The 25399-nt window shown below is 31.5% G+C and carries 20 protein-coding genes; 1 reads left to right on the top strand and 19 read right to left on the bottom strand.

The window, feature by feature from the left end; all coding sequences use genetic code 11:
• Window positions 1–116 precede the first annotated feature (116 nt).
• The 9 genes from BMX03_RS00470 to BMX03_RS00430 all read right to left on the bottom strand — a co-directional run bounded on the left by BMX03_RS00470 (window position 117) and on the right by BMX03_RS00430 (window position 13945).
• A complete protein-coding gene (locus BMX03_RS00470) occupies window positions 117–4436 on the bottom strand; it encodes a translocation/assembly module TamB domain-containing protein (protein WP_091693172.1) in 4320 nt (1439 codons plus the stop codon).
• A 125-nt stretch (window positions 4437–4561) separates the two neighbouring features.
• Window positions 4562–5893, bottom strand: coding sequence for a TolC family protein (locus BMX03_RS00465; protein ID WP_015561634.1), 1332 nt, complete (start codon window positions 5891–5893; stop codon window positions 4562–4564).
• Window positions 5894–5910: 17 nt separating this feature from the next.
• Window positions 5911–7191, bottom strand: coding sequence for an MlaD family protein (locus BMX03_RS00460; protein ID WP_018998778.1), 1281 nt, complete (start codon window positions 7189–7191; stop codon window positions 5911–5913).
• Between the two features lie 4 nt (window positions 7192–7195).
• The gene (locus tag BMX03_RS00455) at window positions 7196–7933 is read right to left on the bottom strand and encodes an ABC transporter ATP-binding protein (RefSeq protein ID WP_008539741.1); all 738 of its coding nucleotides are present in this window, start codon (window positions 7931–7933) and stop codon (window positions 7196–7198) included.
• A 9-nt stretch (window positions 7934–7942) separates the two neighbouring features.
• Complete coding sequence (locus tag BMX03_RS00450) at window positions 7943–8713, bottom strand: MlaE family ABC transporter permease (RefSeq protein ID WP_015561637.1); 771 nt, start codon at window positions 8711–8713, stop codon at window positions 7943–7945.
• 143 nt (window positions 8714–8856) lie between these two features.
• Window positions 8857–10950, bottom strand: a complete 2094-nt coding sequence (locus BMX03_RS00445; RefSeq protein ID WP_091693169.1) for a SpoIVB peptidase S55 domain-containing protein — start codon at window positions 10948–10950, stop codon at window positions 8857–8859.
• A 28-nt stretch (window positions 10951–10978) separates the two neighbouring features.
• Window positions 10979–11281 (bottom strand): biotin/lipoyl-containing protein, encoded by a 303-nt coding sequence (locus BMX03_RS00440; RefSeq protein WP_008539736.1) that lies wholly within the window; start codon window positions 11279–11281, stop codon window positions 10979–10981.
• 103 nt (window positions 11282–11384) lie between these two features.
• Window positions 11385–12824 (bottom strand): phosphodiester glycosidase family protein, encoded by a 1440-nt coding sequence (locus BMX03_RS00435; RefSeq protein WP_091693166.1) that lies wholly within the window; start codon window positions 12822–12824, stop codon window positions 11385–11387.
• Between the two features lie 83 nt (window positions 12825–12907).
• Window positions 12908–13945 carry a rod shape-determining protein gene (locus tag BMX03_RS00430; protein WP_008539734.1) on the bottom strand — a complete coding sequence of 346 codons (1038 nt, stop codon included), beginning with the start codon at window positions 13943–13945 and terminating at the stop codon, window positions 12908–12910.
• A 328-nt stretch (window positions 13946–14273) separates the two neighbouring features.
• Here BMX03_RS00430 and BMX03_RS00425 point away from each other — a divergent pair, with 328 nt between their 5' ends.
• A complete protein-coding gene (locus BMX03_RS00425; RefSeq protein WP_091693163.1) occupies window positions 14274–15224 on the top strand; it encodes an L-lactate dehydrogenase in 951 nt (316 codons plus the stop codon).
• A gap of 128 nt (window positions 15225–15352) precedes the next feature.
• Here BMX03_RS00425 and sucD read toward each other — a convergent pair whose 3' ends face one another.
• From sucD to BMX03_RS00375, 10 genes are all read right to left on the bottom strand, one after another.
• Window positions 15353–16255: a succinate--CoA ligase subunit alpha gene (gene sucD / locus BMX03_RS00420; RefSeq protein ID WP_008539732.1), complete on the bottom strand. Its 903-nt coding sequence runs from the start codon at window positions 16253–16255 to the stop codon at window positions 15353–15355.
• Between the two features lie 18 nt (window positions 16256–16273).
• Entirely contained in the window at window positions 16274–17446 is a 1173-nt protein-coding gene (gene sucC / locus BMX03_RS00415; RefSeq protein ID WP_022228093.1) for an ADP-forming succinate--CoA ligase subunit beta, read from the bottom strand.
• A 296-nt stretch (window positions 17447–17742) separates the two neighbouring features.
• A complete protein-coding gene (gene nagB / locus BMX03_RS00410; RefSeq protein ID WP_008539730.1) occupies window positions 17743–18498 on the bottom strand; it encodes a glucosamine-6-phosphate deaminase in 756 nt (251 codons plus the stop codon).
• A 38-nt stretch (window positions 18499–18536) separates the two neighbouring features.
• Complete coding sequence (locus BMX03_RS00405; RefSeq protein ID WP_008539729.1) at window positions 18537–19394, bottom strand: MurR/RpiR family transcriptional regulator; 858 nt, start codon at window positions 19392–19394, stop codon at window positions 18537–18539.
• A gap of 15 nt (window positions 19395–19409) precedes the next feature.
• Complete coding sequence (locus BMX03_RS00400) at window positions 19410–20306, bottom strand: ROK family protein (protein WP_091693160.1); 897 nt, start codon at window positions 20304–20306, stop codon at window positions 19410–19412.
• A gap of 36 nt (window positions 20307–20342) precedes the next feature.
• On the bottom strand, window positions 20343–21482 hold the full coding sequence (locus tag BMX03_RS00395) for a cyclically-permuted mutarotase family protein (protein WP_015561644.1): 1140 nt from the start codon (window positions 21480–21482) through the stop codon (window positions 20343–20345).
• Window positions 21483–21509: 27 nt separating this feature from the next.
• Window positions 21510–21959 carry a NanQ anomerase/TabA/YiaL family protein gene (locus BMX03_RS00390; protein WP_091693158.1) on the bottom strand — a complete coding sequence of 150 codons (450 nt, stop codon included), beginning with the start codon at window positions 21957–21959 and terminating at the stop codon, window positions 21510–21512.
• A gap of 103 nt (window positions 21960–22062) precedes the next feature.
• Window positions 22063–23568, bottom strand: a complete 1506-nt coding sequence (locus BMX03_RS00385; protein ID WP_008539725.1) for a sodium:solute symporter family protein — start codon at window positions 23566–23568, stop codon at window positions 22063–22065.
• 132 nt (window positions 23569–23700) lie between these two features.
• Complete coding sequence (locus tag BMX03_RS00380; RefSeq protein ID WP_008539724.1) at window positions 23701–24582, bottom strand: N-acetylneuraminate lyase; 882 nt, start codon at window positions 24580–24582, stop codon at window positions 23701–23703.
• Between the two features lie 14 nt (window positions 24583–24596).
• On the bottom strand, window positions 24597–25277 hold the full coding sequence (locus tag BMX03_RS00375; RefSeq protein ID WP_022228095.1) for an N-acetylmannosamine-6-phosphate 2-epimerase: 681 nt from the start codon (window positions 25275–25277) through the stop codon (window positions 24597–24599).
• Window positions 25278–25399: the final 122 nt, after the last annotated feature.

The raw sequence follows: 25399 nt of genomic DNA, 5'->3' as shown, positions 1-25399 counted from the left end.
ACTCACCAATATTGTAATTTTATCACAACTATATTAAAAATAATATCTTTCATATGAAAAAAGTTATGATACTCAAGAAAATATGAGTATCATAACAAATTCATCTTAAAAATAAATTAAAATTTCCACTGCATTTCTAATTTTATATTATATACACCATCATCTTCTACTTCTGTGATAATACCTACATTATTATTCATATAATATTGTAAGCCCACCCTATTTAAATCATAATTTATGCCTTTTGTATAACGAAGCATAACCTTATCTGACAAATATTTTCCAATTTGAACACTATACACATCGCCATCATCTGTATCAAAGCGTTTTTTAGCACTATCAGATAAGCTATCTCGAGAAATTCTAAATTCATCCAAATTCAATACATTTCTTAATGTACCCTCAATTTCATTTAAGAAACTCATCTGTAATCCCACAGATGCTAAGGATAGTAAATCATCTTCTGTTATTTCTCCAGAACTGCCTTCTTTATAATCTGTTCTAAATGCCAATAATTTTATTATTTCTGCATCATTCATTGCTGGTTCAGAAAACAATCTCGGTTCTAATTGCTTATCTAAAGGACCTTGTAGGCTTGCAAATATTTTTGTTCTATCAAGTCTAGTCACAGCTAGAAAATCTATACTTGGGAAGAACGAATCTACTTGATTAAATACTATATTACCTACTTCAATCTTAAAGATATTTTTCAAAACATTAATTGTTCCTTTATCAACAGTTAAACTACCTGAAGATTTTGGATGAATAGTTGTTCCTTTTATGTTAAAAGCACCTTTTATATACAAATCATATAATAAGGCATCATAAGCATGTACATTGTCACCTAAGGTAACATTTATATCTAATAACATTTCAGGAAGCGGTGTATCCGTTGTTTCTGGAAGCGGTGGCATAGAAACTTCGATATTATTAAAGTCAAGATTAGTTATCAATTTTGGCAATCTTCTACCATGAAATTCTTCTTCGATTAATTGTAAATTGCCCACTAAATGACCTGTATAATAATCTGACACAATATCCAAATTATTTAAATCAAGATTAAAGCTGTAACCTGTAATACCTTGACTTGTGAGATGTGCCATTCCTACTAAATTATAATCTCCTTCTCCCATTTTACCTGTGAAACGCTTAACGGTCATTAAGTCTTGGTCAAAATCTATATCCACATTTATATTTTCTAATGGACTATCTATATATTTAAATTTAATAGCACTATCTACTGTAGATATATTTCCTTTAAAATTAGGTTTTTGTACTGTTCCTGTAATATTTAAATCACCTTGGACATTACCCATAGACCATTCAACAAATGGTGTTAACGATGGCAATATATTTAAATCTGTATTTTCCAAATAAACCTTTAAGTTCATCTGTTGATTTATATTTTGCTCATTTCTTTTATCCATTTCTAAAGCTGCTATCGGTATACTGCCTTCTGCTTTTATTGCACATTGACCTTTATTCGCAGCCATTTGATTTATATAAATTACACCATTTTTTAAATTTGCTAATGCATAAGCATTATCAAACTGAGTACCATCACCTTGCGTATAAATAGAAATATCTGCTGTCGGCTCATCAATTGTACCGCCAACTTGAATATCACCGTTCATAACACCATTTATATTTATATTCATATCACATAAATGAGTTAATAGATTTACATCCATATTACTAGCTGATATTCGTGCATCTATAGGGCCATTTTCTAAATCTATACTGCCTTGAGCCGCCACTTTACCTGCACCTTGTTCAGCATAGAATTTATCTATTTTCACGACTTTATTATCCAATTCAGCATCGATTTGAATATTTTGTAATGGATAATCTTTTAACGTGCCATCTATCATCGTACCATTCAAATCAACATGTGGATTTTCATAAGTACCATTTAATTGTGCTATACCGTCAAAACGACCATTTAATAAATTATTTTTTAAATTAGCCATGGACATTGCTGCATTGATATCAGCTTGAACAATAATCGCTTTTCCTTCAACTTGCTTAGTATTTAAATTTACTGCTCCATTGAAATCAAATTCACCATTATTTTGTTTAAATTTAAATTGCTCTAAACTTAAAATTCTATTAGCTAATTTTAAATGACCATAAATATCATCTATATTTTCACCATTTAAGACAATATCATCTGCCTGCAAAATACCATCAAAATTTAAAGCACCCACTTTACCAGTTAAAACACCATCAAAGCTTGCTTTTCCTGATACTGGATAAGGTAAATCTACTTGTAATTTATCAATTAAGATTTCATCTGCTTTAAATTTAAAATTCATTTCTTTATTTTTATCTAAATTACCAGATAAAGTAGCTTTAATAAATGGTGATGTTATTACAAAATCTTTTAAGACTATATCACCATCATTATATTCATATGTCCCATCTACTTGCGTAATTAATATACCATATAAACTACCTTCATAAAAATGCACATTACCTGTAGCTTTTATATCTTGTAAATTACCTGTTAGATGTATACTATTATCTACATTTCCTGTTATTTTAAATTCTGGCATAACAACTTGCATCAAATTTTCTACGCGTGCTTGTTTTGTTTGCACTACCATATCAATAAATTGTTTGCCTTTAAAACCTAATACTCCAGTGGCTTCATGCGTAATTTCACCATCATTGATAAACTGACATCTGTCTACACGCATACCATCTAAATTACCCACCGCATTTACTAATAATGAATCAAATGGCTGATTTAATATCGAGCCATCTTTTGCCATTAAATCAATTCGCAATACAGGATTATCTAAATCACCAGACAATCTACCACTAAAATTAGCATCTCCAGAAATCTCCATATCTGGTAAATAATTTTTAACTAAAGACATATCTACATTTGAAGCATAAAAATCTGCATTTATATTATCATTTTGCAGACCACCTTTAGCTGCCAATTTTCCTCCATTAGCAAAACTAGCCGTTAAAGCATCAATTTGAAGTAAATCTTTTTCTTTATAAAAAGAGGCTTCTAGTTTTTCTACTGGTATATTATCATAACTTCCATTATTTACCTCTAATCGACCACTGAGGTCTAAGTTTTCAAATTCTACACCTTGACCTTTAAAATCGCCACGAATAATCGCATTACCTGTAATTACTTGTGGTAAATAATTATTAAAAACAGACATATCTATATTAGATGCTCTAAATGAACCTTTATATGATAAATCAGCTAAATCACATTGACCAGATGCCCAAATCCAACCATTGGCAAAATCTGCTCTAAAATCATCAATGAATACTTTATTATCTCTATATCTAGCCTGAATATTTATATCTTCTATAGGATAATCATATATATATCCTAATTTAGAATTAACTTGAGCACCAATACGTATATCATCTAAAGTACCATAAATAGCACTTACAAACGAAACTTTGCCATTAAATGGTATACCTTCAATAAATAATTCAGGTCTAAAACTTTTACTTTCTGCAATTAAACGCAAACGCGGTTCAGTCATATAGTCTTCAATATTTCCATGAACAGCTACTTTTTGTCCTTGAGCACTTCCACTTACAAATAATTGTATATTTTTATTATTTAATAAAATAATACCTCGTATATCTTCTACATTTTGACCTAAGACTTCACATGCACCATCTACAAAACTAACAGAACCATCTAAAGTATATTGATTTTCTAAATTACCACTAATTGTTATATTTGCCTTATTTATAAAACCTTGTTTTATATTAACATTAGCTAAATACTCTTCTGGTATAAATGGCAAGTATTTCAAAATATCTAAATCTTGCGCTTTTATTTCTAAGTTAGTTTTGATTACTTCACCTACAACACCATCAAATTCTACTAAAGCATCTTCATGATTTAAACTACCATCAAGATTTATAGCTGTTAAATCTGCGCAATCTGCTTCTAAATTAATTTTATCTATGGATAATTGCTTTCCTTCAAAGCGCAATTTAGATTGTCCATTTTCGACTTTTACAATTCCTTTGAAATCAACAGGTGTATCTGAATCTTTATCTATTAAATCTTCTACGTTCCATGAACCATCACTGCGCTGAATAATATTAACCTCAGGATTGATGACATCTACTTCACTTAATCCTGCCAATGGAGATTGTCTCAAAATCTGCCAAAAATCTATAGTAAATACTACCTTATCCGCTTTTGCTATTAATTCATTTTCTTTATCATAAATTTCTACATCATCTATAGCTGCTGAATTTGTAGATACAATATATAACGAATTTATATTTATTTTCGTACCTAAGATATTTTCTACTTGTTTAGATATTAAATTAGCCGTTTCTTGTTTGAAAGATTGAGAGTTTATCCATAAAAAAGTCATTAAACTTATACAAAATATTATAAATACACTAGCTCCTACAATAATTTTAGACTTTTTTTGCATCTAACTCACCTCTATATTAAATAGTTAAATAATCTCTATACTAAGAAACGGGAACTATTTTAGTTCCCGTTTAAATAGTTTATTCTGTTTTTAGTATAGCATGAATTTATTATAGAGAAAATATCTTAATATGTTTTTGCTGCTACTGCTTGAACATCTAAATCAACAGGAAGACCCATTGCTTTATCTAACTGAGCTTTACTTACATTGTAATCATAAAGAGCTTGTACATAATTTGTTTTTGCTGTAGTCAAAGCAACTGCTGCATCCATAACATCGATATTAGTACCTACACCTGCAGTATAACGAACTTGTGCGATAGTATAATCTTCACTTGCTTGATTTACTGCTACACTTGTTGTTTGAATATTTTTTTCAGCAGAAAGTAAATTCAAATATGCTTGATGTACTTCTAATTGAATGCCTTCATTTACATATTGAGCATTTTCTTGAGCTTTAGCTAAAGCTGCTTCTGCTTGTCTTACCTGCGCTTTAGTTACATTGTTATCAAAAAGGTTCCAACTAGCTTTAACACCAACTTCTGATTTTTCTGCTGCATCATTATTAAAAGCATCATCGCCATCAACAGTGTAACTTGCATAAGCAGAAAGTTGTGGTAGATTACCAGCTTGGGCTGCTTTTACACTTGCTTTAGCTTGTTCAATAGCTTTAGCTGCTGCAACACCATCTGGACGATTTGTCATTGCTAAATCCATGCATTCAGCTAAGCTTAAATCATATTTTGTATATTTTAATTCATCTTGAATATTAATTTTAGTATCTATAGGTAAACCAATTAAATTATTCAAAGAAGAAATAGATAAATCATAATTATTTTCTGCATTTACAAGATTTTGTTTAGCATCTGCTAATTCTACTTGAGAGCGCAATACATCAGATTTAGCTACTGTACCTGCAGCATATTTAGCATTAACTGTATCTAAATGTGCTTGCAATTGATCTACAGTTTCCTGATTTACACCTACTAAATTACGACACTGTAAAATATTATAATAACCTTTTGTTGTATCATATTTAATCTGTTGTTTTGTATTTTCCAAAGTCAAATCGCTGATATCTACACCGATTTCTTTACTTTTAATATTATTTTCTAATTGTCCACCTGTATATAATGGAATAGAAGCTTCTACCACATTTTGATAAGTAGAATCTCTATTTTGTAAATCATATGTTTCGCCACTAGCAGCAGCTGCTACTGTTTGCCAATTGATAGAAAAGCCTTTTTGACCTTTTGCTTCACTCAATGCCCAACGAGCCGAATCTGTATCATATACAGATTGTTTTATAGTTCTATTATTTTCTAATGCTAATTCTACTGTATTATCTAAAGTTAAATCTACAGTATCTTGTGCAAAAGCTAAATTACTACCACCTAAAAATAATGAGCCACTTAATAACACAGCTGTTATTGTTTTATTTAAAGACTTTTTATTCATTTTCAAATCCTCCCAAATTAAAATTCATGTCTTAAGCCTACATAAGCGGCTCTTTCATCTGAATCATTAATATCTTTTATCTGACCTATTAAATATGTGTCTTGCGCCACTTCATATTGACCTTTTAATTTAACTCTTAAATCATTAGGATCATAAGCATCTACAGAAATTTTTCCTTTTTCTCCTGCTTTTAAGTCAACACCTACGCCGACTTTATCATCAACTAATCCACCTCTACCTGTAAAAATGCCATTACCTGTTCCTATCTGTAGATTAGTACCACTATCATCACCGCCAATATCATCGGCGCCTATTAGCAAAAAAGAATTTGGATCTGTATAAACTTTTACATCAGCATTTACCATCCATTCAGATTGCCCACCACTGTACAATGCTTCTACACCTGGCTTAACTTCAATAGAAGACACTTTACTCATCATATTATCTGCACGCTGTGATATATTATCTGCGTTGCTGATTATGTTTTTCAAGCTTTGTGCTGTCTGTGGGTCTGCAACTACAGTTTCCATATTAGTTGCCATTTTTTTTACACTTTCACTAGTTGCTGATAAATTAGCAATAGCAACTTTCATATTATTAGCAGTTTCGCCATCACCAGCAAAATCATTTATCATGATTTCAATTTCATCTGCAGCCTTAGCCATACTAGCTGTCATTGCAGATAAATTCTTAATCATATTATCAATGTCTTGCTGATTATTAACTGCTAATGTAGACATCACTTGCATTAATTGGTTCATATTTCCAGTTAAATCTTTAAGATTTACTGCTGTTTGAATTAAAGATTTCTGTACATCTTGGTTACCTAAAATGTCATTCATACTTTTTATCAAACCTCTTACATCATCTAAAGTCACACTAGCTTGAACCAATAAATAATCTAATCCCTTTTCATCAACACCATGTACTTCTTCTCCACCTACTAGATACTCACCAGATGGATGTTGTGGTGGCATGATGCTAATAAATTTTTCACCCATTAAACCATCACTACTGATGGTAAATAATGAGTCTTTTGCAATCTGCATATTACCTTTTATGACAACAGTAACTCTTGCCTTATCTTTATAAGCTTCAATCGCTGATACTCGCCCAGCATCAATACCGGCATAACTAACACCAGCACCTATCTTTAATCCTGTAACTTGATTAAAAGTGATATCAAAAGTATAGTCTTTTTCTTTGCCAAAACTAAAGCCACTTAAATAAACTATAATACCAATTAATAAGGCTAAGCCGATTGTCGTAAAAATCCCTACTTTTGCTTCATTGGACATTTTTTCACCTCTTTCTAATTTGGCTAACATTTATAAATTCTAAAACTCTACTATCTGTGGAATTTCTTATTTCATCTGGAGTGCCAATTGCTATCATCTCACCTTGATACAACATAGCAATTCTATCTGCAATATAAAAAGCACTTTTCATATCATGTGTTACCACTATAGAAGTAACACCTAATAATTTTTGCATCTGTACAATAAGCTCATCAATCTTAGCAGAAGTTACAGGGTCTAAACCCGAACTTGGCTCATCATACAATAAAATTTTTGGCTCAAAAGCAATTGCCCTAGCTAAACTAACACGTTTTTTCATACCACCAGATAATTCATTCGGCATGTAATTTGCAAAACCAGATAAACCTACTAAATTTAATTTTTCTTCTACAATTTCTTTGATTTCCTTGGCAGATAATTTGCTATGCTCTTGTAAACCAAAGCCTACATTATCGCCTACACTCATTGAATCAAATAACGCAGAATATTGGAAAACCATCCCCATATTTAAACGTACTTTATCTAGTTCTTCTTCTTTTAATTTTGATATTTCTTTGCCATCAATGAAAATCTGTCCTTGCTCAGGTCGTAACAGCCCTATTAATAATTTCAATAAAGTCGATTTACCTGAACCGCTACCGCCAATTATAACTAAGGTTTCACCTTTATTAACCTCAAAATTAATATTGTTTAAAATCAATCTATCCTTAAAAGATTTATATATGTTGACTACTTTTATCATTATACCACCTCAACGATAAAGCAACATAGATAATAAACAATTACTAAAGAATATAACAATAATTGAAATTACGACAGAACGAGTCGTTGCTTTACCTACACCTTCTGCACCATTTTGAGCATTTAAACCATAATAACAACCTACAATAGCGATAATTGCACCAAATACAATGGATTTTAATAAACCACCTGTTATATCATGAACATCTACAAAAGTATCTATCGAATGTAAATACATATAAATATTAATATCATAATATTCTGCTACCATCCAACCACCAATAGAACCAATGACATCGCCAAAAACTACTAAAATAGGCAACATAAACATACAAGCTATCAATCGAGGTACTACTAAATAACCAATTGGATTAGTAGCCATAACTTTTAAAGCATCAATTTGTTCCGTTACCTTCATTGTACTGATTTCAGCTGTTATAGCTGCACCAACTCTACCGGCTGTTACAACACCTGCTAAAACTGGCCCAAGTTCACGTCCTACAGCAATAGTTACTATACCACCTACTGTAGATTGTGCCCCTAAACGAATAAATTCTGTAGCAGTCTGCAATGTTATTACCATACCCGTAAATAACATCGTAAGCGTTATGATCGGCAATGTATCTACACCTAAATGTGACATTTGCTGAAAGACATGTCGCATTCTCGGAGGATATCTTAATTGTGCAATCGTATTGCCTATTAAAATAGTAAATTGCCCTAAAGTTTCTAAATGACCAATAACAAATCTCCCTATTTTTTCAAAAAATCTTATTATCATTTTATAAATCCTCAACTTTATAGCTATTAACTTTATCGAAAAAAATATCCGTGAGAAAGACTCACGGATATTTTCTCACTATTCGATTTTAGCAATGAATTTAAAAATAGTAAATAGTTATTTACTTTTTTTTAAGCTTTTAATCATTTTTTAATATTTATACTCGTTTGGATAAAATTATCGATTACATAATCTGTAGATATTTTACTTTCACGATTTTTATTGAACTCTTCTCGTTCTTTTTTACTCATTTTACCAATTTCTTCAGATAATTTTATAGCTTCTTTTATCGCTTTATCTTGATCTTTTTCGCTTTCTATATCAATTGTTGGTGAAATAACTATTTCATTGTTTTTATTCAAATTTTTTATTTCATTCAAACGGTCAACTGTAGATAATTGAGCTATATCTTGCGGTGTTACAACTAATCCACTTTGTAAAACTTGTCCTAATTGTACAAAGCCACCACCTTTTACTTCTAAAAACATTTGACCTTCTTTTTGAGTTTTAGGAATGGTGTATGGTATAGTTACTGTCACATTTTCTCGACGATATGGTTTTAATGTCACATTAAAATTAACTAATTCACCTGGTTTAGCTTCTTCTCTATCTGGAATAGCACTAACAATAGAAGCAGTTTTTCTACTAGAAGTAAAATCTACATCTACTTTTACATCTAAAATATTAGAAGGTTTATCCATATTTGTGCATAAGAAATACAATGCTTGTGTCAATTCTCCCACCGTAAATTGACCGACATCTTTAGGATCATAAAACATATTTTCTCGCTCAAATTTTCCTTCAGGAACTTCATCTGTCATTATGGTAAATTTTATTTTTGATGTACCATAACTTGCTCTATCTGCCGTTCTATCCATGGAAGCATATACAATACTTGATGCTAAAGTTGGCAAAATATCTTCATCATATGCAATTTTGGATACAAAGGTTTCTTCTTTGCCTAAATTTCTATCTTTTACTTTAACCCTTACAGGAATAGAAGATGGATATTCATTTAAAATTCCACCTACACCACTGAAACGGTCTTGATTAACTCTACCGATAATTTTTCCGAAAGAACTTACCTTCACGCCATTTAATATACCACCTGCTGAGCCTATAATATCAGCTTCAGTCATAAAATAATTTACATTTCCCTTGTAAGTCATTGCATGACCAAATCCCAATATTTTATTGCCTTCAACAGCTGTTACTGTACCTGTTCCCCCAGCAGAAAAATCACCATAAGCCATAACTACGCCTACAGGATCGCCAGCTTTCAAAGTTGCGTTTTGCTTGATATCACTATCTTTATTTCCCATAGGAGCACTGATAAATTCCCCTGTATTATACGGTGTCATATTTTTATATTTTAAATTATTAGCTAAGAAATTTAAGGCATTATCATTAAAACCTGAAACATAAATCGGCATCATCGAAGTATTATTAAAACTACTTGCTTGAGCTTTATTTTGTTTTTCTAAGCTTTTCAAAATAAAATCAGTCAAAGATATATGTTCTTCTAATTTATCAGCATTAACATCTGTTTTAGAATTATCTTCTAAATCTTTTATGATTTTATCTGTTTGCACAATGTCAGCATCAACATCTGTTTTATCTTCTTGCGTTTCTATATCAAGACCACTTAATATTTCTTCTAAGCGTTTTTGTGCCTTACCTTTTACAGCTTCTTGCCCTTCTGGTGTCGCTAAATGTTTTGATTTATATTTTTCTACTTCTTTATCAATATTTTCATCGTAATTATCTTGATTTTTTTCATACTCTCCTAGTGAAGGTATTTTTACTTTTTCTATATTAGATTTATTTATCACAGCTAAAGAGTCTGGCAAAGTCCAAATCTTTAACATTTCTTCAATAGGTGTTATATAAAATTTATATGGTAATACATCTTGACCGACAGCTCTAGCAACTGCACCAATTAATTTGCCATCAACGTATACAGGACTACCACTCATGCCATGAATAACGCCATTTGTTTCATCAATAATCGGTCCATATGCACGCGCTAATATCTGTTTTGATGAGCCTTTTCCATTATTGACTACACCTATTATTTCTACATCGAAACTAACCTGCTGTGCTCCTTGAACTACAGTTTCTGCATAACCTTGCATCCCTGGTTTTAATTCTGACGTTGTCATTATTGGAGGCATAGCTAATGCAGAATTTGTATACAATAACAACATTAAACATATCGTTACTAAATATTTTATCATTAATACTACACCAATTCTCTTTCTCTTATTATTCTAGCTGTTCAACATATACTACTACTTGATTTGGTGTTATATTATCACCAACTTTTACTAAAACTTGTTTTACTACACCATTAACAGTTGCTCTAGCAGCTGCTGAAGTACCTGTAAGTGTAGATATTTCCACTAGAGAATCTCCCATTTTCACAGTAGTACCTTCTGCCACTGTTGAACTTACTGTCCCTGCAATTACTGCTTTTTGTTCCACTTGTTTATTTCCCATAGCTAATCCTACTGTAGTCAACAATATTAAAGCTATAATCGTCGATAAGATTAAATATTTTCTTTTCATCTCAATCACTTCCTTTAATAAATCTTTTATTTTTCCCATTAAATTCGTTTTAAAATAAAATTATTCTAATTTGATAATACCATATCCTTGTATTCTTAACAAGCTAACGGCGTACAGCTGTAAGTGCTGTTGCTACAGGTCTTTCCATTCCATCTGATGGAGAATTTACTATTTTCCCACCGATAACTAATTCAGATGAACCGCCACCATCAAAATTAACAGCATCAACAACTTCCATACCAATTAAAAATCTAGCAAACTCATCAAGCATCATACCTTTACTATGAGCTTGTCTACCATCTAAAACTGCAAATAATACATTTCCATTTTTTAAGATGCCCACTGCTGTTCTAGGCGCTCTAGCCCCTGTAACATCTGGACCAATCTGTTCTATAGATGAAGTTATATCAACTTGACCATTTTTCACTAAACGAGGACCTGCGCCTAAAATATCTGTAGCGCTATCCCATGGAGTATTTAAAATCTGATTTACTACTAAATCATCGCCTACATCTAAACCTGATAATATATTTTTCCCATTACCTGTTGCAGATACAACAATTTCACCAGGTCTTAAAAGGCTATTGCCACTATTTATTTTTACAATTTTATTATCTTTTACTACATATTCAATACCACTATTATCTGTACCTGTGGATTTTCCATAATATTGATTATATAACATTACACTATCACTTGTTCTTGTGCCGTTTAAACCAGAAACGTATACATCTCCATTTTTACTTTGCACAATACCACTATAACTTACATCACCAATATAAGGTGTTCCATCTGCTAATACACCAAATCCAGTGCGTGTCAAATACATAGAAGAAACTAAATCTCCTGCAATTTTAGTTACACCATATAATTCCTTACCAGAACCAAAATAAGAAGCATTTTCAGCTACTGCCGCATTTACATAATCAGACATAGCAGAAACTGTATTTTTTGCCATCTTATCTCCGCCACCTAAAACAGGTACAAATTTAAAATATTTAGGACTAACTTCTACTAACTGAGCATGTTGTTTTACACCTGATTTTTTGCTGTAATAAGAAATCTGTGTTAATCCTGGCTCTAATTCTTTAGTAATGCTATATTCATAATCTTTTTGCACATCTATATACAATCTTCGAGGATTATTTAATTCTCCCATATCAAATGCGCTATTATCTGTTACTTTTATAACAACACAACTTGTTTTATCATCACTATATACTTCTAAAAACGGAACTGTATCATCATTTACATTGATACCACTTAAATATTGTTTATTTATAGGTTCAGAAAAATCTACCATTATATCGCCATTTGGCTGTTGTTTTACATCATATTTTGTATCAGCATTTATATCAAAAACAACTCTAACTTTATCTGATGCTTTACTAAAACGAATAGAATTTATCATAGATTTTTCTATTTTTTCTGTAGTTATTTTAGTTTGTATATTCTTGGCTGAATTATTCTTTGCATTTGCGACAGGTAATTGGAATAAACATATTCCCACCATCATAAATATAAATATTTTTTTTAAATTCATCTTTTTATTCCTTTTGTATCTCATATATTTTATCAATTAAATTTATTTTACTAAGAAAAAAAGACTGCTAAAGCAGCCTTTTTTTATTCTTCTATTTTACGTTCATGTCCATTTGATTTTTTACTAATTCTAGTAATTTTATCCATATATTCAAGAGCTTTACCCGTACCAATAGCTACGCAAGTCAATGGATCATCTGCTAAATAAGTAGTAATGCCAGTTTCTTTTTGAATTAAGCTATCTAATCCATAAAGCATAGCACCGCCACCAGTCATGATAATACCTCTATCCATAATATCAGAAGATAATTCTGGTGGAGTATCTTCTAATACACGTTTTACACATTGTACAATGGAAGATACTGGTTCAGCCAAAGCTTCACTTACTTCATCAGATTTTACTTCAATTGTTTTTGGAAGTCCTGTAATCAAATCGCGACCACGAATTTCAATTTTTTCATCACGAGCTCCTGCAAAAGCTTGTCCTACTTCAATTTTAATAATTTCAGCTGTGCGTTCACCGATCATTACATTATGTTTATTTTTTATATAAGTGATAATGCAATCATCAAATTTATCACCAGCCATGCGAAGTGAATCGCTTACTACTACACCACCTAAGCTGATTACAGCGACATCAGTTGTTCCTCCACCGATATCTACTACCATGCAACCATTTGGTTCAGCTACATCAAGACCTGCACCCATAGCAGCTGCCATTGGTTCTTCAATAAGTTCAGCATGACTTGCTCCAGCTTGCATTGCAGCTTCTTGAACAGCTCTTTTTTCTACTGTAGTTATACGAGAAGGTACACATATCATGACACGAGGTCTAAACATAAAACGACGTCCAGATACTTTACCTATAAAATATCTAATCATTTGTTCAGTAATATCATAATTAGCGATAACACCATCTCTAAGTGGTCTTATAGCTACAATATTTCCAGGAGTACGTCCAATCATACGACGAGCGTCTTCACCAATAGCTAAAATACGATTAGTATCATTATCTATAGCCACAACGGAAGGCTCACGCATAACAATACCTTTACCTTTTATATAAATAAGGACATTCGCTGTTCCAAGGTCAATCCCAATATCCATGGACATTCCAAACATTTATCCTACTTCCCTTCTCTTACCAAATTATAAGTTAATTATCTAGTTTTAATACTTTATAATATATAATACATATATTAATTTGGCAAGAAAAAGCTACTTTAAATACGATTAGCTCAAAATAAATATTATTTCTAAATTTTAATATAATTCCTTCTATATATAGTTATATTTATTAAATTTATCTTAATATATTTTCCTTTTATTATAATAAACATAACTTATATTTATATTCATAAAAGTTATGGATAAGATAATTGACAATCAATATTTCAAGTGTTATTATGTGGTCATAATAATTAGTATAAAACTTAGGGGGTATATTATAATGTTTAAAGGTAAAGTTGTCATTGTTGGAGCTAGTAATGTAGGTTCTGCTGTTCTTACAAAACTTTTAGATTTCCAACTTGCTTCTGAAATTGCACTTATCGACTTAAATGAAAATAAATGTAAAGGTGAAGCTCTTGATGCTAATGATGCCACATCTTGTATTCATAGCTTAAATATCAGAACTTACTATGGTGATTACTCTGATTGTAAAGATGCTGACTTAATCATCATTACTGCTGGTCCTAGTATTAAACCTGGTGAAAAAGCTGACCGTCTTATCTTATCTAAAACAAACTGCAAAATCATGAGCAGTGTTATGTCCGAAATCACTAAATACACTAAAGATGCTCTTATCCTCATGATTACAAATCCTCTTGATGTAGCTACATACCATGTTTCTACACAATTTGATTATCCACGTGAAAAAATCATTGGTACTGGTACAATGCTTGAAACTTTCCGCTTACGCAGAATTATTGCTGACCGTTATCATATAGACCCTAAAAATATTCATGGTTATGTTCTTGGTGAACATGGTAACTCTGCATTCACTGCATGGAGCACAGTAAATGTTGCAGGTCTTGGTCTTGAACATGTTGATGAATACTTCCATTTTAATGACAAACTTGATAAAAAAGCTATTGAACAAGCACTCGTAAATAGAGCATATGATATCATTAACTTAAAAGGTTATACAAACACTGGTATCGCTATGGTAGCTGCTCGTTTCACAAAATCCTTTATGTACAATGAACATACTATTTTACCTATGTCTGCTGTATTAGAAGGAGAATATGGCTTAAGTGATGTAGCTCTCAGTATCCCTCGTATGATTTGTGCTGATGGTATCGTTCGTTCCTTCGCTCCACATCTTCCAAAAGAAGAACTTGATTTGCTCTATGCTTCTGCTGAAAGTGTAAAAAAAGCTATCGCAAGTGCTAAAGAATAAATCATTTTAAAATTAAAGCCCTCAGATTAACTGAGGGCTTTTTTATTAACTAAAATCATCATTAAACTAAATAATATAAAAAAATGCGAACTTAAATTTAAGTTCGCATTTTTTATAACTTACTTTAATTAGCAAGTTTTACATTCTTCGTAGATACCAGCTTTTTTTAGTGTTTCAACCATAGTATCACCCATATGAGCTACAGTTTTAGCAACTTCAATACCTACTTCGTTCAAAGCTTTGATTTTATCTGCTGCAGAGCCTTTGCCACCTGCAATAATAGCACCAGCATGACCCATACGTTTACCTGGAGGCGCCTGCTGACCGCTAATGAATGCAGCTACTGGTTTTTTCATATTTGCTTTAATCCATGCAGCAGCATCTTCTTCAGCATTACCACCAATTTCACCAATCATCATAACAGCTTTTGTTTCAGGATCTTCATTAAATGCTTTTAATACATCAATGAAATCTGTTCCTTTTACAGGGTCTCCACCAATACCTACGATAGTTGTCTGACCAAGACCTGCTTTTGTCATCTGATCCATTGCTTCATAAGTCAATGTACCAGAGCGAGATACGATACCGATATGACCTTTACGATGAATTTTTCCTGGAATAATACCAATATTACATTCATCAGTTGTCATAATACCAGGGCAGTTTGGACCGATAAGACGAGTTTTCTTGCCTTCTAAAGCACGACGAACTTTTACCATATCTAAAACAGGAATATGTTCTGTTACACATACTACTATATCAAGATTAGCATCAATAGCTTCTAAAATACTATCTGCTGCAAATCTTGCAGGTACGAATACTACAGAAGCATTTGCACCTGTTTTTTCAACAGCTTCTTCTACTGTATTGAAAATTGGCACACCGCCTACAACTTGACCGCCTTTTCCTGGTGTTACACCACCTACGATATTTGTACCATATTCAAGCATATGTGCTGTATGGAACATAGCAACTTTACCAGTTGCCCCTTGTACAATTACTTTTGTGTCTTTATTAATAAAAATTCCCACGAACTATTCCCTCCCTCATCAGGCATTTTTTACTAATTCTACGATTTTCTGTGCACCTTGTTCCATGGATTCTGCCATGATAAGACCTGGTACATTTGCATTTTTCAAAATTTCACGACCTTCTTCAACGTTAGTACCTTCAAGACGTACAACAATTGGAACATTGAGGTCAATTAATTGACTTGCTTTTACTATACCTTCTGCAACTTTATCACATCTGTTAATACCACCGAAAATATTAACAAAAATACCTTTTGCTTGACCACCTTCAAGCATAATTTTAAATGCTTTAGCATTATCTTCTGGAGAACTTTGACCACCAATATCCAAGAAGTTTGCAGGTTCTCCACCGTAATATTTAATAATATCAACAGTAGCCATTGCAAGACCTGCACCATTTACCATACAAGCAACGTCGCCACCTAAGTTTACATAGTTAAGACCAAGCTCTGCAGCTTCACGTTCTTTATGATCTTCTTCTGTTTCATCGCGCAATGCTTGAATTTCTGGATGACGGAATAATGCACTATCATCAAAATTCAATTTAGCATCAAGAGCCATTACTTTATCATCTTCAGTGATTACAAGTGGATTGATTTCTGCTAAAGAACAATCTTTGGCAATGAATAAATTATAAAGATTTTGCATTAAAGCTGCTGCACTACGTACAGATGCTGGAGTAAAGTTCATTTTAAATGCCATGCGAGTTGCTTGGTAAGAAGTAAGCCCTAATAATGGATCAATATATTCTTTGAAGATTTTTTCTGGAGTTTTAGCTGCTACTTCTTCAATTTCCATACCGCCTTCTTCAGAACCAATCATAACAACTCTAGAAGATACACGATCAACTGTGAAACTTAAATATAATTCTTTTTTAAATTTACAGCCTTCTTCAATTAAAAGACGATTTACTTTTTTACCTGCTGGGCCTGTCTGTTTTGTTACTAAAACTTTGCCCAAAATTTCATTTGCATAAGTTTGCACTTCATCTAAAGACTTAGCGAGTTTTACACCGCCAGCTTTACCGCGACCACCAGCGTGAATCTGTGCTTTTACAACATATACTGGACCTTCTAATTTTTCTTTTGCACCTGCAACAGCTTCATCAACGGAAAAAGCAGGTACACCATTTGGCACTACAACACCAAATTCTCTAAAAATTTGTTTAGCCTGATATTCGTGAATGTTCACTCAAAATAACCTCCTCGGTTTTTTATTGCAATATAAAATATAATATTAAATCGCCTTAAAATAATAGCTAAAACACCATTATTTCAACTTGATTTTTATATTTAATTGTTTTTGTTACTAGTTAAAAAATTAATAATTAATTTATTTAATTATTATTATACACTTTTTTATAAAATAGTAAATATCTATACTTAAAATAATTGTTCATATATTTTATTTATAATTGCATAATAAAAAAACAACCTTCAATAATATAAAAACTTATAAATTCTTGAAGGTTGCTCTTGATTTTTATTTTATTTTACAAAAACCTTTTTATCTTTTTCTGGCAATAAAGAAGCTGCATCTTTATCTACGATTACAACCACATCTTGATGTAATTGTAAAATAGAAGCTGGTGCATCTGGTCTTACGCTACCATATACTGCTTTGTAAATTGCTTCTGCTTTATTTTTACCACTAGCAAGTAAAATGATTTTTTTAGCGAGCATGATAGTTTTAATACCCATACTGATTGCATATTTAGGTACATCTTCTTCATTTTCAAAGAATCTTGAATTTGCTTTGATTGTTTCTTCATCTAATTTTACTTTATGAGTAGTTGCTTCAAATTTGATATCTGGTTCATTAAAGCCAATATGAGCATTTTGCCCTATACCTAAAACTTGAAGGTCTATACCGCCTTTTGCTTCAATTAACTTATCATATTTTTTGCATTCTTCTTCTAAGTTTTCAGGATTTCCATTTGGTATATGAATATTTTCTGGTTTGATATTTACATGGTCAAATAAATGTTTGTGCATAAAATAGTAATAGCTTTGTTCATTTTCTTTGTCTAATCCAATATATTCATCTAAGTTAAAGCTAATTACTTCTGAAAAATCTAGACCTACACTTTGATGAACTTTTACTAAGTTTGCATACATACCTTCTGGTGTAGAACCTGTTGCAAGACCAAGTACGCTATTTGGTTTTAAATATAACTGACCTGCTACTATTCTTGCTGCTACTTTGCTCATTTCTTCATAAGAATCTGTAACTATTATACGCATTATATATACCTTCCTTATTTTCCTTTAATTTTAAATTTTTATTTTTTATTATCTAATCTTAAAATATTGATTGCTTCTGTTGTTCTTTGTTTGAATGCAGAAGCCAAGTCCATAGTATCTTTAACAACCTGAGTATATAATAAATCAATGATAAAAATTTGCGTTAATTTTGTGGTAATTGAGCCAGTTTCTAATATAGATTCTCTTGTTTCATAAAAAATACAAGCATCAGCATATTCTTTTAAAATAGTATCTCTATTTGATGTTATTACGATTAATTTTGTACCATTTCTTTTAGCAAGCTCAACAGCTTTTATAATTTCAAAAGATTCACCTGAATGAGAAATAACAACTACAACATCATTTTCATGTAAAAGTGCCATATGAAGCATTATAAGATGACTATTATCTATGCCTCTTGCATTAAAACCAATGCGCATAAATTTATAAGCTGAGTCATCAGCTACAAATCCTGAATTTCCTAAACCTATAAAAAATATACGTTCAGCTTTTTTTAGCATATTTACACTTTTCAATAAAATATCTTCATCTAAACCACTTACTGTTTGTTCTAAAGTTGCTATATTATTGGCTAATAACTTATTTGCTGTTATGATAATACTTTCATCACAAGTAATATCTTTGCTGATTATAGTTCGTTGTTTATTATTAACCATTTCTTCAGTCAATGTAAGTTTAAATAATTGAAGACTTGCAAAGCCCATTTTTCTCACAAAACGTGTAATAGTTGCTTCGCTAACTCCACAATTTATTGCCAAAGAAGCTATAGGTGTTGTACAAAATTCTTCTGCATGTTCTTTTATATATCTTATTAAGATTTTATCAGATTTTGATGCTTTGAAATTTGGTCTATCTAATTGATGTAAGATCTTCATAATATTCTCTCCAAATCACATTGTTTGATGTAATAAATTGTATAATGCACCTAACATTCCAGCATCATTTTCCAATTTGGCAAAATCCACTTTTGTATGGGTATATACATCTTCTACTAATCTTTGTTTTAAGGCATTATTTATCAATGGTCTCAAATATTCACTTTGTGCCATTATGCCACCACCTAAAATAATCATTTCAGGATTTAAAACAGCTGTTATATTAGTAATGCCATCTGCTAAATTTTTCATCAATGTATTAATAGCAAATTTAGCATCTTCATCACCATTTTTTGCCCAATCAAAAATGATTTTACCATTTAATTCTTTTTCATCTAATTGTTTTGCTTTTGCTACATCTTTTACTAATCGAGTTGTTGAAACTACTTCATGCATTGTTCCCTTAGGAATTCTCATATAAGCAATTTCTCCAGCACTATTACAAACACCATGTATTACTTGATGATTATATACAGCACAACCGCCTGCGCTTGTTCCTACAGTTATGCAAAATAGTGAAGAACAACCTTTCCCTGCTCCTAACCACATTTCGCCTAAAGCCGCACAATTAACATCATTTTCTACCGCACAATTTAAATTAAACTCAGTTTCAACAATTTTCTTTAACTGTACTCCTGTATAATCAGGTATTGCATCTGGTAAAGCATAGAAGATACACCCTTCTTTAGGGTCTACCATGCCAGCTGTAGATATGGCAACTCCAGCAACTTGATAGTTCGTAATATAGCCACTAATAATTGTTTTTATTTTTTCTACAATACCTGGACCTCCATATAATTTAGCTTCTGTGGGCATTGAACTTTTTTCTATAAAATTCCCCTGTTCATCAGCTAAACCATATTTTATAGCTGTACCACCGATGTCTATGCAAATATACTTTTGTTTCTCCATAATCTCGCCCTTCTTTGCAATAAATTTATCTTAATCTTATTTTACAATAAAACCTTGATAAATTCTATTGCTGCGAACACCTGGTTTTACTTCGCCATTGATAGATATAATACTATCTCCTGCATAAACAAGACCTTCACCACATGGTGCATTAAATGGAATTTGTCCAATGGAGCGCCATGTATTTGTTTTAGCATTGTATACTAAAATTTGATTATTCCATTTAAATTCTGCTACATCTGCACCAAAATATTTAGCTTTAAAATCTGCCAATTCTTGATCTTTTAAGCTTCCTAAATTACTTACAGCCCAATCGTAAACTTCTTTATTAAAGCCACCAATTACAAGCATTTCATCTTCATTTAATTTTATAGAGTTTCCACCATATACAGAGATAGCTTTATTATCAACTTCTACACTAGCCACTTTATCCCATGCATCTTTTTGAATATCATATACATATCCATCTGTTAACGCAGTATTTGTACCACCACCAAATACATATAATTTATTATTCAAAATTTGAGATACTGACTGTTCACGTAAAGCACCTGTGAAGCTTGCTAATTTTGTTAATTCTTTTGATTTTAAATCAAATTTATAAAAATCTGCACTTGCTTTACCATCTTGATTACCAAGACCAATATAAAGTGCTCCATTTGCATAGCCAGCTACACCATTTTGTATTTTAAAAGGTAATTCTCCAACTTTTTCAATTTTCAATTTACCTTTTGCATCAGTAGTTAAACGAGTTATAGTTTTTGCACCTACTGCATCTGTACTACCACCGATATAATAAACACCATCTTTAGTAGTTACAGACATACCATAAGCAATTTCAAAAGGCATTTGTTGATGGTCAACTTCTGTTAAACCTTCTTTACTAGCTTTAAAAACATATACATCAGAATATGTTTTTTTCGGACCACCTACAGCAGGGCCACCATTAGGGAAATTAGCTCCACCACCTGCAATGATATAGCCGTTATAATTTCCAGATAACATACCAGCTACACCGATATTTTCAGTCTGACCTTGTGCTGGTGATAAAGTTCCTACAGACTGCCATAAAATCTGTGGTTGTCCAACTGTTTCTGGAGCTGCAAATGCTGAAGTTAGCGGTAAAGTAGCTGCTACTGTAGCAGAAACAATCAAGCTAGCTAATAATTTTTTCATATTAATCCACCTCATATATTATAAAAATTAAATTTTTACTTTAAAAATGCCTTTTTTCAAATCACTTACTTTAGTTGCTATAACGCCTGTGCGATGTGCATCTTCTGGATAACAAATCAAGAAATCACCTGGTTTTAAAGTTATACTAGCTTGCATATCACCTTCCATAGGTAGAAAATCGTCCGCTTCTTTATATTCACCAAGTTTCATATTTTCAATGAAGTTAATATCTATAGTTTCTTCACCTTTGACTAAAATATGAATATCTAAATATGCTTTATGTGCTTCCCAAAAACGTTCTTCACGTTTTACTGTTGTATATTCAGCAACATTCACATAAAGATTATCCCCATCAATTTTATGTGTTCCTTTTTCATAATTTAATAAATCATATTCTTTTACATATTTAAAACAAGCTTTCACATTTTCAGGCAAAAACTCATATGTTTTTTCTTGATTAATATTGCCAAAAATCATTAAAATGCCTCCAAACTATATTTAAAATCATAAAAAATTATCTAAACATTAAATGTTGAAATTGCATTAATGAAAACACAATTTCAACATTTATTTACATCAATTATTTACTAGATGGAGCTTTACTTGTATATACAGTAGTTCCTTTTGGAGCCACAAAGCTTTTATCTGTTAAATAGCTTACAATATTACCAACTACTAAAGAGCTAATAATTGTAATAATTGTATATGTCCAGTAAGAAACAGATGGTACAAAATATTTGAGATAAATTACAATGATACTAGATACGATGAACGCTGCAACAGCACCTTTAGCATTTGCATGTTTGCTAAATGCACCAAGTACAAACATACCTACTAAAGCGCCAAGTGCTAGACCAATAAAGCTATTGAACCATTCATAAGCAGATTTAATATCTCCACTAGCTAAGAATATAGCTACGATGATAGCTAAAATACCAATACCTAAAGAAATATATTGAGCTATTTTTGTTTGACGTTCACTAGACATTTCAGGATTGATTACAGATTGAATATCTAATACCCAGCTTGTAGCTACGGAGTTAATACCTGTAGATAAAGTGGACTGAGATGCTGCGAAAATTGCTGCAAGTAAGATACCAGTAATACCTGCTGGTAATTCATAAGTGATATAAGTTGCAAATACTAAATCTTGACGAGTAGTCATCAAAAGGTCTGGGTTCTGAGTATAGAATACATATAAACTTGTACCAACTAAATAGAATACAGTTGCTGCAAAAATGGATAATACCCCATTACCTAAAGTCATTTTATTTAATTGTTTAATATCTGTTGTAGTTGTAAAACGCTGTACAATATCTTGGCTGGATACATAAGAAGAAAATGTTGTTAAACCGCCACCAACTAAGATTACAAATACACTTGTAGATAAGATATCAGAGCTAAACCAAACTTCATTTTCTAATAAGAATTTATGACCAGTAGTCAAAGTATCCATAACAGTGCCAAATCCACCATTAATGCTTGCAATCATAACTACTAAAGTCAACGCAATACCTACGATTAAAACTACACCTTGGATAAAGTCTGTCCATAAAACGGCTTTTAAGCCACCGCTATAAGAATAGATAATTGCAATAATACCCATTACAATAATTAAAATATTTACATTTATACCAGTAAGTTCAGCTAAAGCAATGCAAGGTAAGTACATGATGATAGACATACGACCAGTTTGGAAAACAATGAACATTAACGCACCTAAGATACGTAATCCTTTGCTACCAAATCTTTTTTCTAAGTAATGATAAGCTGTATCAATTTGAAGAGTGCTGTATATTGGTAAGAAATATTTAATAGTTAATGGAATGGCAATCAACATACCAATTTGAGCCCACCATAAAATCCAAGAACCACCATAAGAGTTACCTGGTAATGATAAAAATGAAATAGGACTTAACAAAGTAGCAAAAATAGATACACAAGTTACCCACCAAGGAATAGTTCCGTCACCTTTGAAAAATTCTTTGCCTTGATGTTCTTTGTTAGAAAACCATAATCCAGCAAATAAAACGCCAAGTAAATATATTACTAACACAGCAGTATCTATCCATGTAAATCCCTGCATCTTTTTTCCCTCCTAAATTATCATTTATTTTTTCAAAATTCTTTATTTTAAATCTTTTTTTAAAAAGGTGCATTAAACCAATGATTAATGCACCTTTTTATGAGCTAAAATTTACTCAATTCTTAATTAAAATCAAAAATATTTTTTATAAATTTCTTTAGCTCTAGCTCTCATTTCTGGAGAATATTTTTTCATTGGTTCACGGCAACAACCAGCTTCAACACCAGCTTCTTCAAGCAATAATTTTATAGTGCCATATAAACCATTGTCTAAGATATCTGTGATTAAATCATTTGTAACATGTTGAATTTCAAGAGCTTCAGAAATTTTTTCTTGTTTTGCCAATTCAAAAATCTGACGAGCACGTACACCATTTACGTTATAAGTAGAACCAATAGCACCATCTACACCTAATACTGTAGCAGGTAAGAGCATTTCATCAAAACCAGCAAAAATTAAAACATCTGGATAAGTTTTTCTCATTCTTTCTAATAAATAGAAATCTGCTGCTGTGAATTTAACACCAACGATTTTTGGATTAGCAAATAATTCACCAAATTGAGCAAGACTCATATCTACACCAGTTAAGAAAGGAATAGAATAAATAATCATTCTGTTATCTACATCTTTGATGATTGTTTCATAGTAGTATTTAATTTCATCAAAGCTGAATTTATAATAAAATGGAGTTACAGCACTGATTGCATCATAACCTAAATCTGTAACAAATTTAGCAAGTTCTACGGATTCTTTAAGATTAATAGAACCAACTTGAGCAATCAAAGTGATATCATCTTTTGCTTCATCTTTAGCAATTTCAAAAATACGTTTTTTCTCTTCTGTGGAAAGCATAAAGTTTTCACCTGTGCTACCACCAACATATAAACCGTCCATTTTGCATACATCAATATTATGACGTACAATCTGACGTAAACCTTTTTCATTTATATTGCCATTTTCATCAAAAGCTACTAATAAAGCAGAATATAATCCTTTTAAATCTCTAGTTGACATTTTATTTCCTCCAATTATTTTATATCAATATCTTTTAAAACATTAACAAAATTTTTAGCTATCAACTGTGGTCTTGTGATTGCTGAACCGACAATCGCACCAAAAGCACCACATTCATAAGCTATTTTTAAATCTTCTGGTGTATTTATTCTACCTTCTGCAAAAACTGGGATATCAAGTCTATCCACCATTCTTGCTACCAACCCAAAATCAGGGCCTTTTAATTTAGGTGTATAATCTGTATATCCAGATAATGTTGTAGATACACAATCAAAACCTATTTTCTGAGCAAAAATCCCTTCTTCATCATTAGAGATATCAGCTAAAGCGATTTTACCATTATCTTTTATCAATTTAACTAAATCCTCTAATTTTTCATCATTTGGACGTTTACGCAATGTCGCATCTAAAGCGATTATTTCACAACCACTTTCCAATAATTCTTCTACTTCTTTTTTTGTAGCTGTGATATAAATTTCAGAATCATCATAGTTTCGTTTAATCAAACCGATAACAGGAAGACCTGTTACTTTTTTAACTTCTTTTATATCTTCTACACCTTGTGCTCGTATACCCACTGCACCAGCCTGTTTTGCTGCTAACGCCATTCGTCCCATAATAAACGGGCTATGTAATGGTTCATCAGGAAGAGCTTGACAAGAAATTATTAATTTTCCTTTAAACTGTTCTAACAATATTGATAACTCCTCTCTCTATTTAAATTAAATTTATTATTTATTCCTTATGTTTTTTCTTACAAGCTTATTATAATACTACTATATTAAAAATGCAATATTATTTCAAAATATTTTTAAGA

Origin of the sequence: Megamonas sp. Calf98-2 (genome assembly GCF_900110235.1) — a bacterium.
GTDB classification, from domain to species: domain Bacteria; phylum Bacillota; class Negativicutes; order Selenomonadales; family Selenomonadaceae; genus Megamonas; species Megamonas funiformis.
The sequence above is the reverse complement of the archived record's forward strand: the minus strand, read 5'-3'. Positions and strand labels throughout refer to the sequence as shown.

Bases quoted from the DNA above. Each gene is read 5' to 3' on its own strand.
- BMX03_RS00470 (WP_091693172.1), bottom strand. From the start codon at position 4,436: ATGCAAAAAAAGTCTAAAATTATTGTAGGAGCTAGTGTATTTATAATA.
- BMX03_RS00465 (WP_015561634.1), bottom strand. From the start codon at position 5,893: ATGAATAAAAAGTCTTTAAATAAAACAATAACAGCTGTGTTATTAAGT.
- BMX03_RS00460 (WP_018998778.1), bottom strand. From the start codon at position 7,191: ATGTCCAATGAAGCAAAAGTAGGGATTTTTACGACAATCGGCTTAGCC.
- BMX03_RS00455 (WP_008539741.1), bottom strand. From the start codon at position 7,933: ATGATAAAAGTAGTCAACATATATAAATCTTTTAAGGATAGATTGATT.
- BMX03_RS00450 (WP_015561637.1), bottom strand. From the start codon at position 8,713: ATGATAATAAGATTTTTTGAAAAAATAGGGAGATTTGTTATTGGTCAT.
- BMX03_RS00445 (WP_091693169.1), bottom strand. From the start codon at position 10,950: ATGATAAAATATTTAGTAACGATATGTTTAATGTTGTTATTGTATACA.
- BMX03_RS00440 (WP_008539736.1), bottom strand. From the start codon at position 11,281: ATGAAAAGAAAATATTTAATCTTATCGACGATTATAGCTTTAATATTG.
- BMX03_RS00435 (WP_091693166.1), bottom strand. From the start codon at position 12,824: ATGAATTTAAAAAAAATATTTATATTTATGATGGTGGGAATATGTTTA.
- BMX03_RS00430 (WP_008539734.1), bottom strand. From the start codon at position 13,945: ATGTTTGGAATGTCCATGGATATTGGGATTGACCTTGGAACAGCGAAT.
- BMX03_RS00425 (WP_091693163.1), top strand. From the start codon at position 14,274: ATGTTTAAAGGTAAAGTTGTCATTGTTGGAGCTAGTAATGTAGGTTCT.
- nagB (WP_008539730.1), bottom strand. From the start codon at position 18,498: ATGCGTATAATAGTTACAGATTCTTATGAAGAAATGAGCAAAGTAGCA.
- BMX03_RS00405 (WP_008539729.1), bottom strand. From the start codon at position 19,394: ATGAAGATCTTACATCAATTAGATAGACCAAATTTCAAAGCATCAAAA.
- BMX03_RS00400 (WP_091693160.1), bottom strand. From the start codon at position 20,306: ATGGAGAAACAAAAGTATATTTGCATAGACATCGGTGGTACAGCTATA.
- BMX03_RS00395 (WP_015561644.1), bottom strand. From the start codon at position 21,482: ATGAAAAAATTATTAGCTAGCTTGATTGTTTCTGCTACAGTAGCAGCT.
- BMX03_RS00390 (WP_091693158.1), bottom strand. From the start codon at position 21,959: ATGATTTTTGGCAATATTAATCAAGAAAAAACATATGAGTTTTTGCCT.
- BMX03_RS00385 (WP_008539725.1), bottom strand. From the start codon at position 23,568: ATGCAGGGATTTACATGGATAGATACTGCTGTGTTAGTAATATATTTA.
- BMX03_RS00380 (WP_008539724.1), bottom strand. From the start codon at position 24,582: ATGTCAACTAGAGATTTAAAAGGATTATATTCTGCTTTATTAGTAGCT.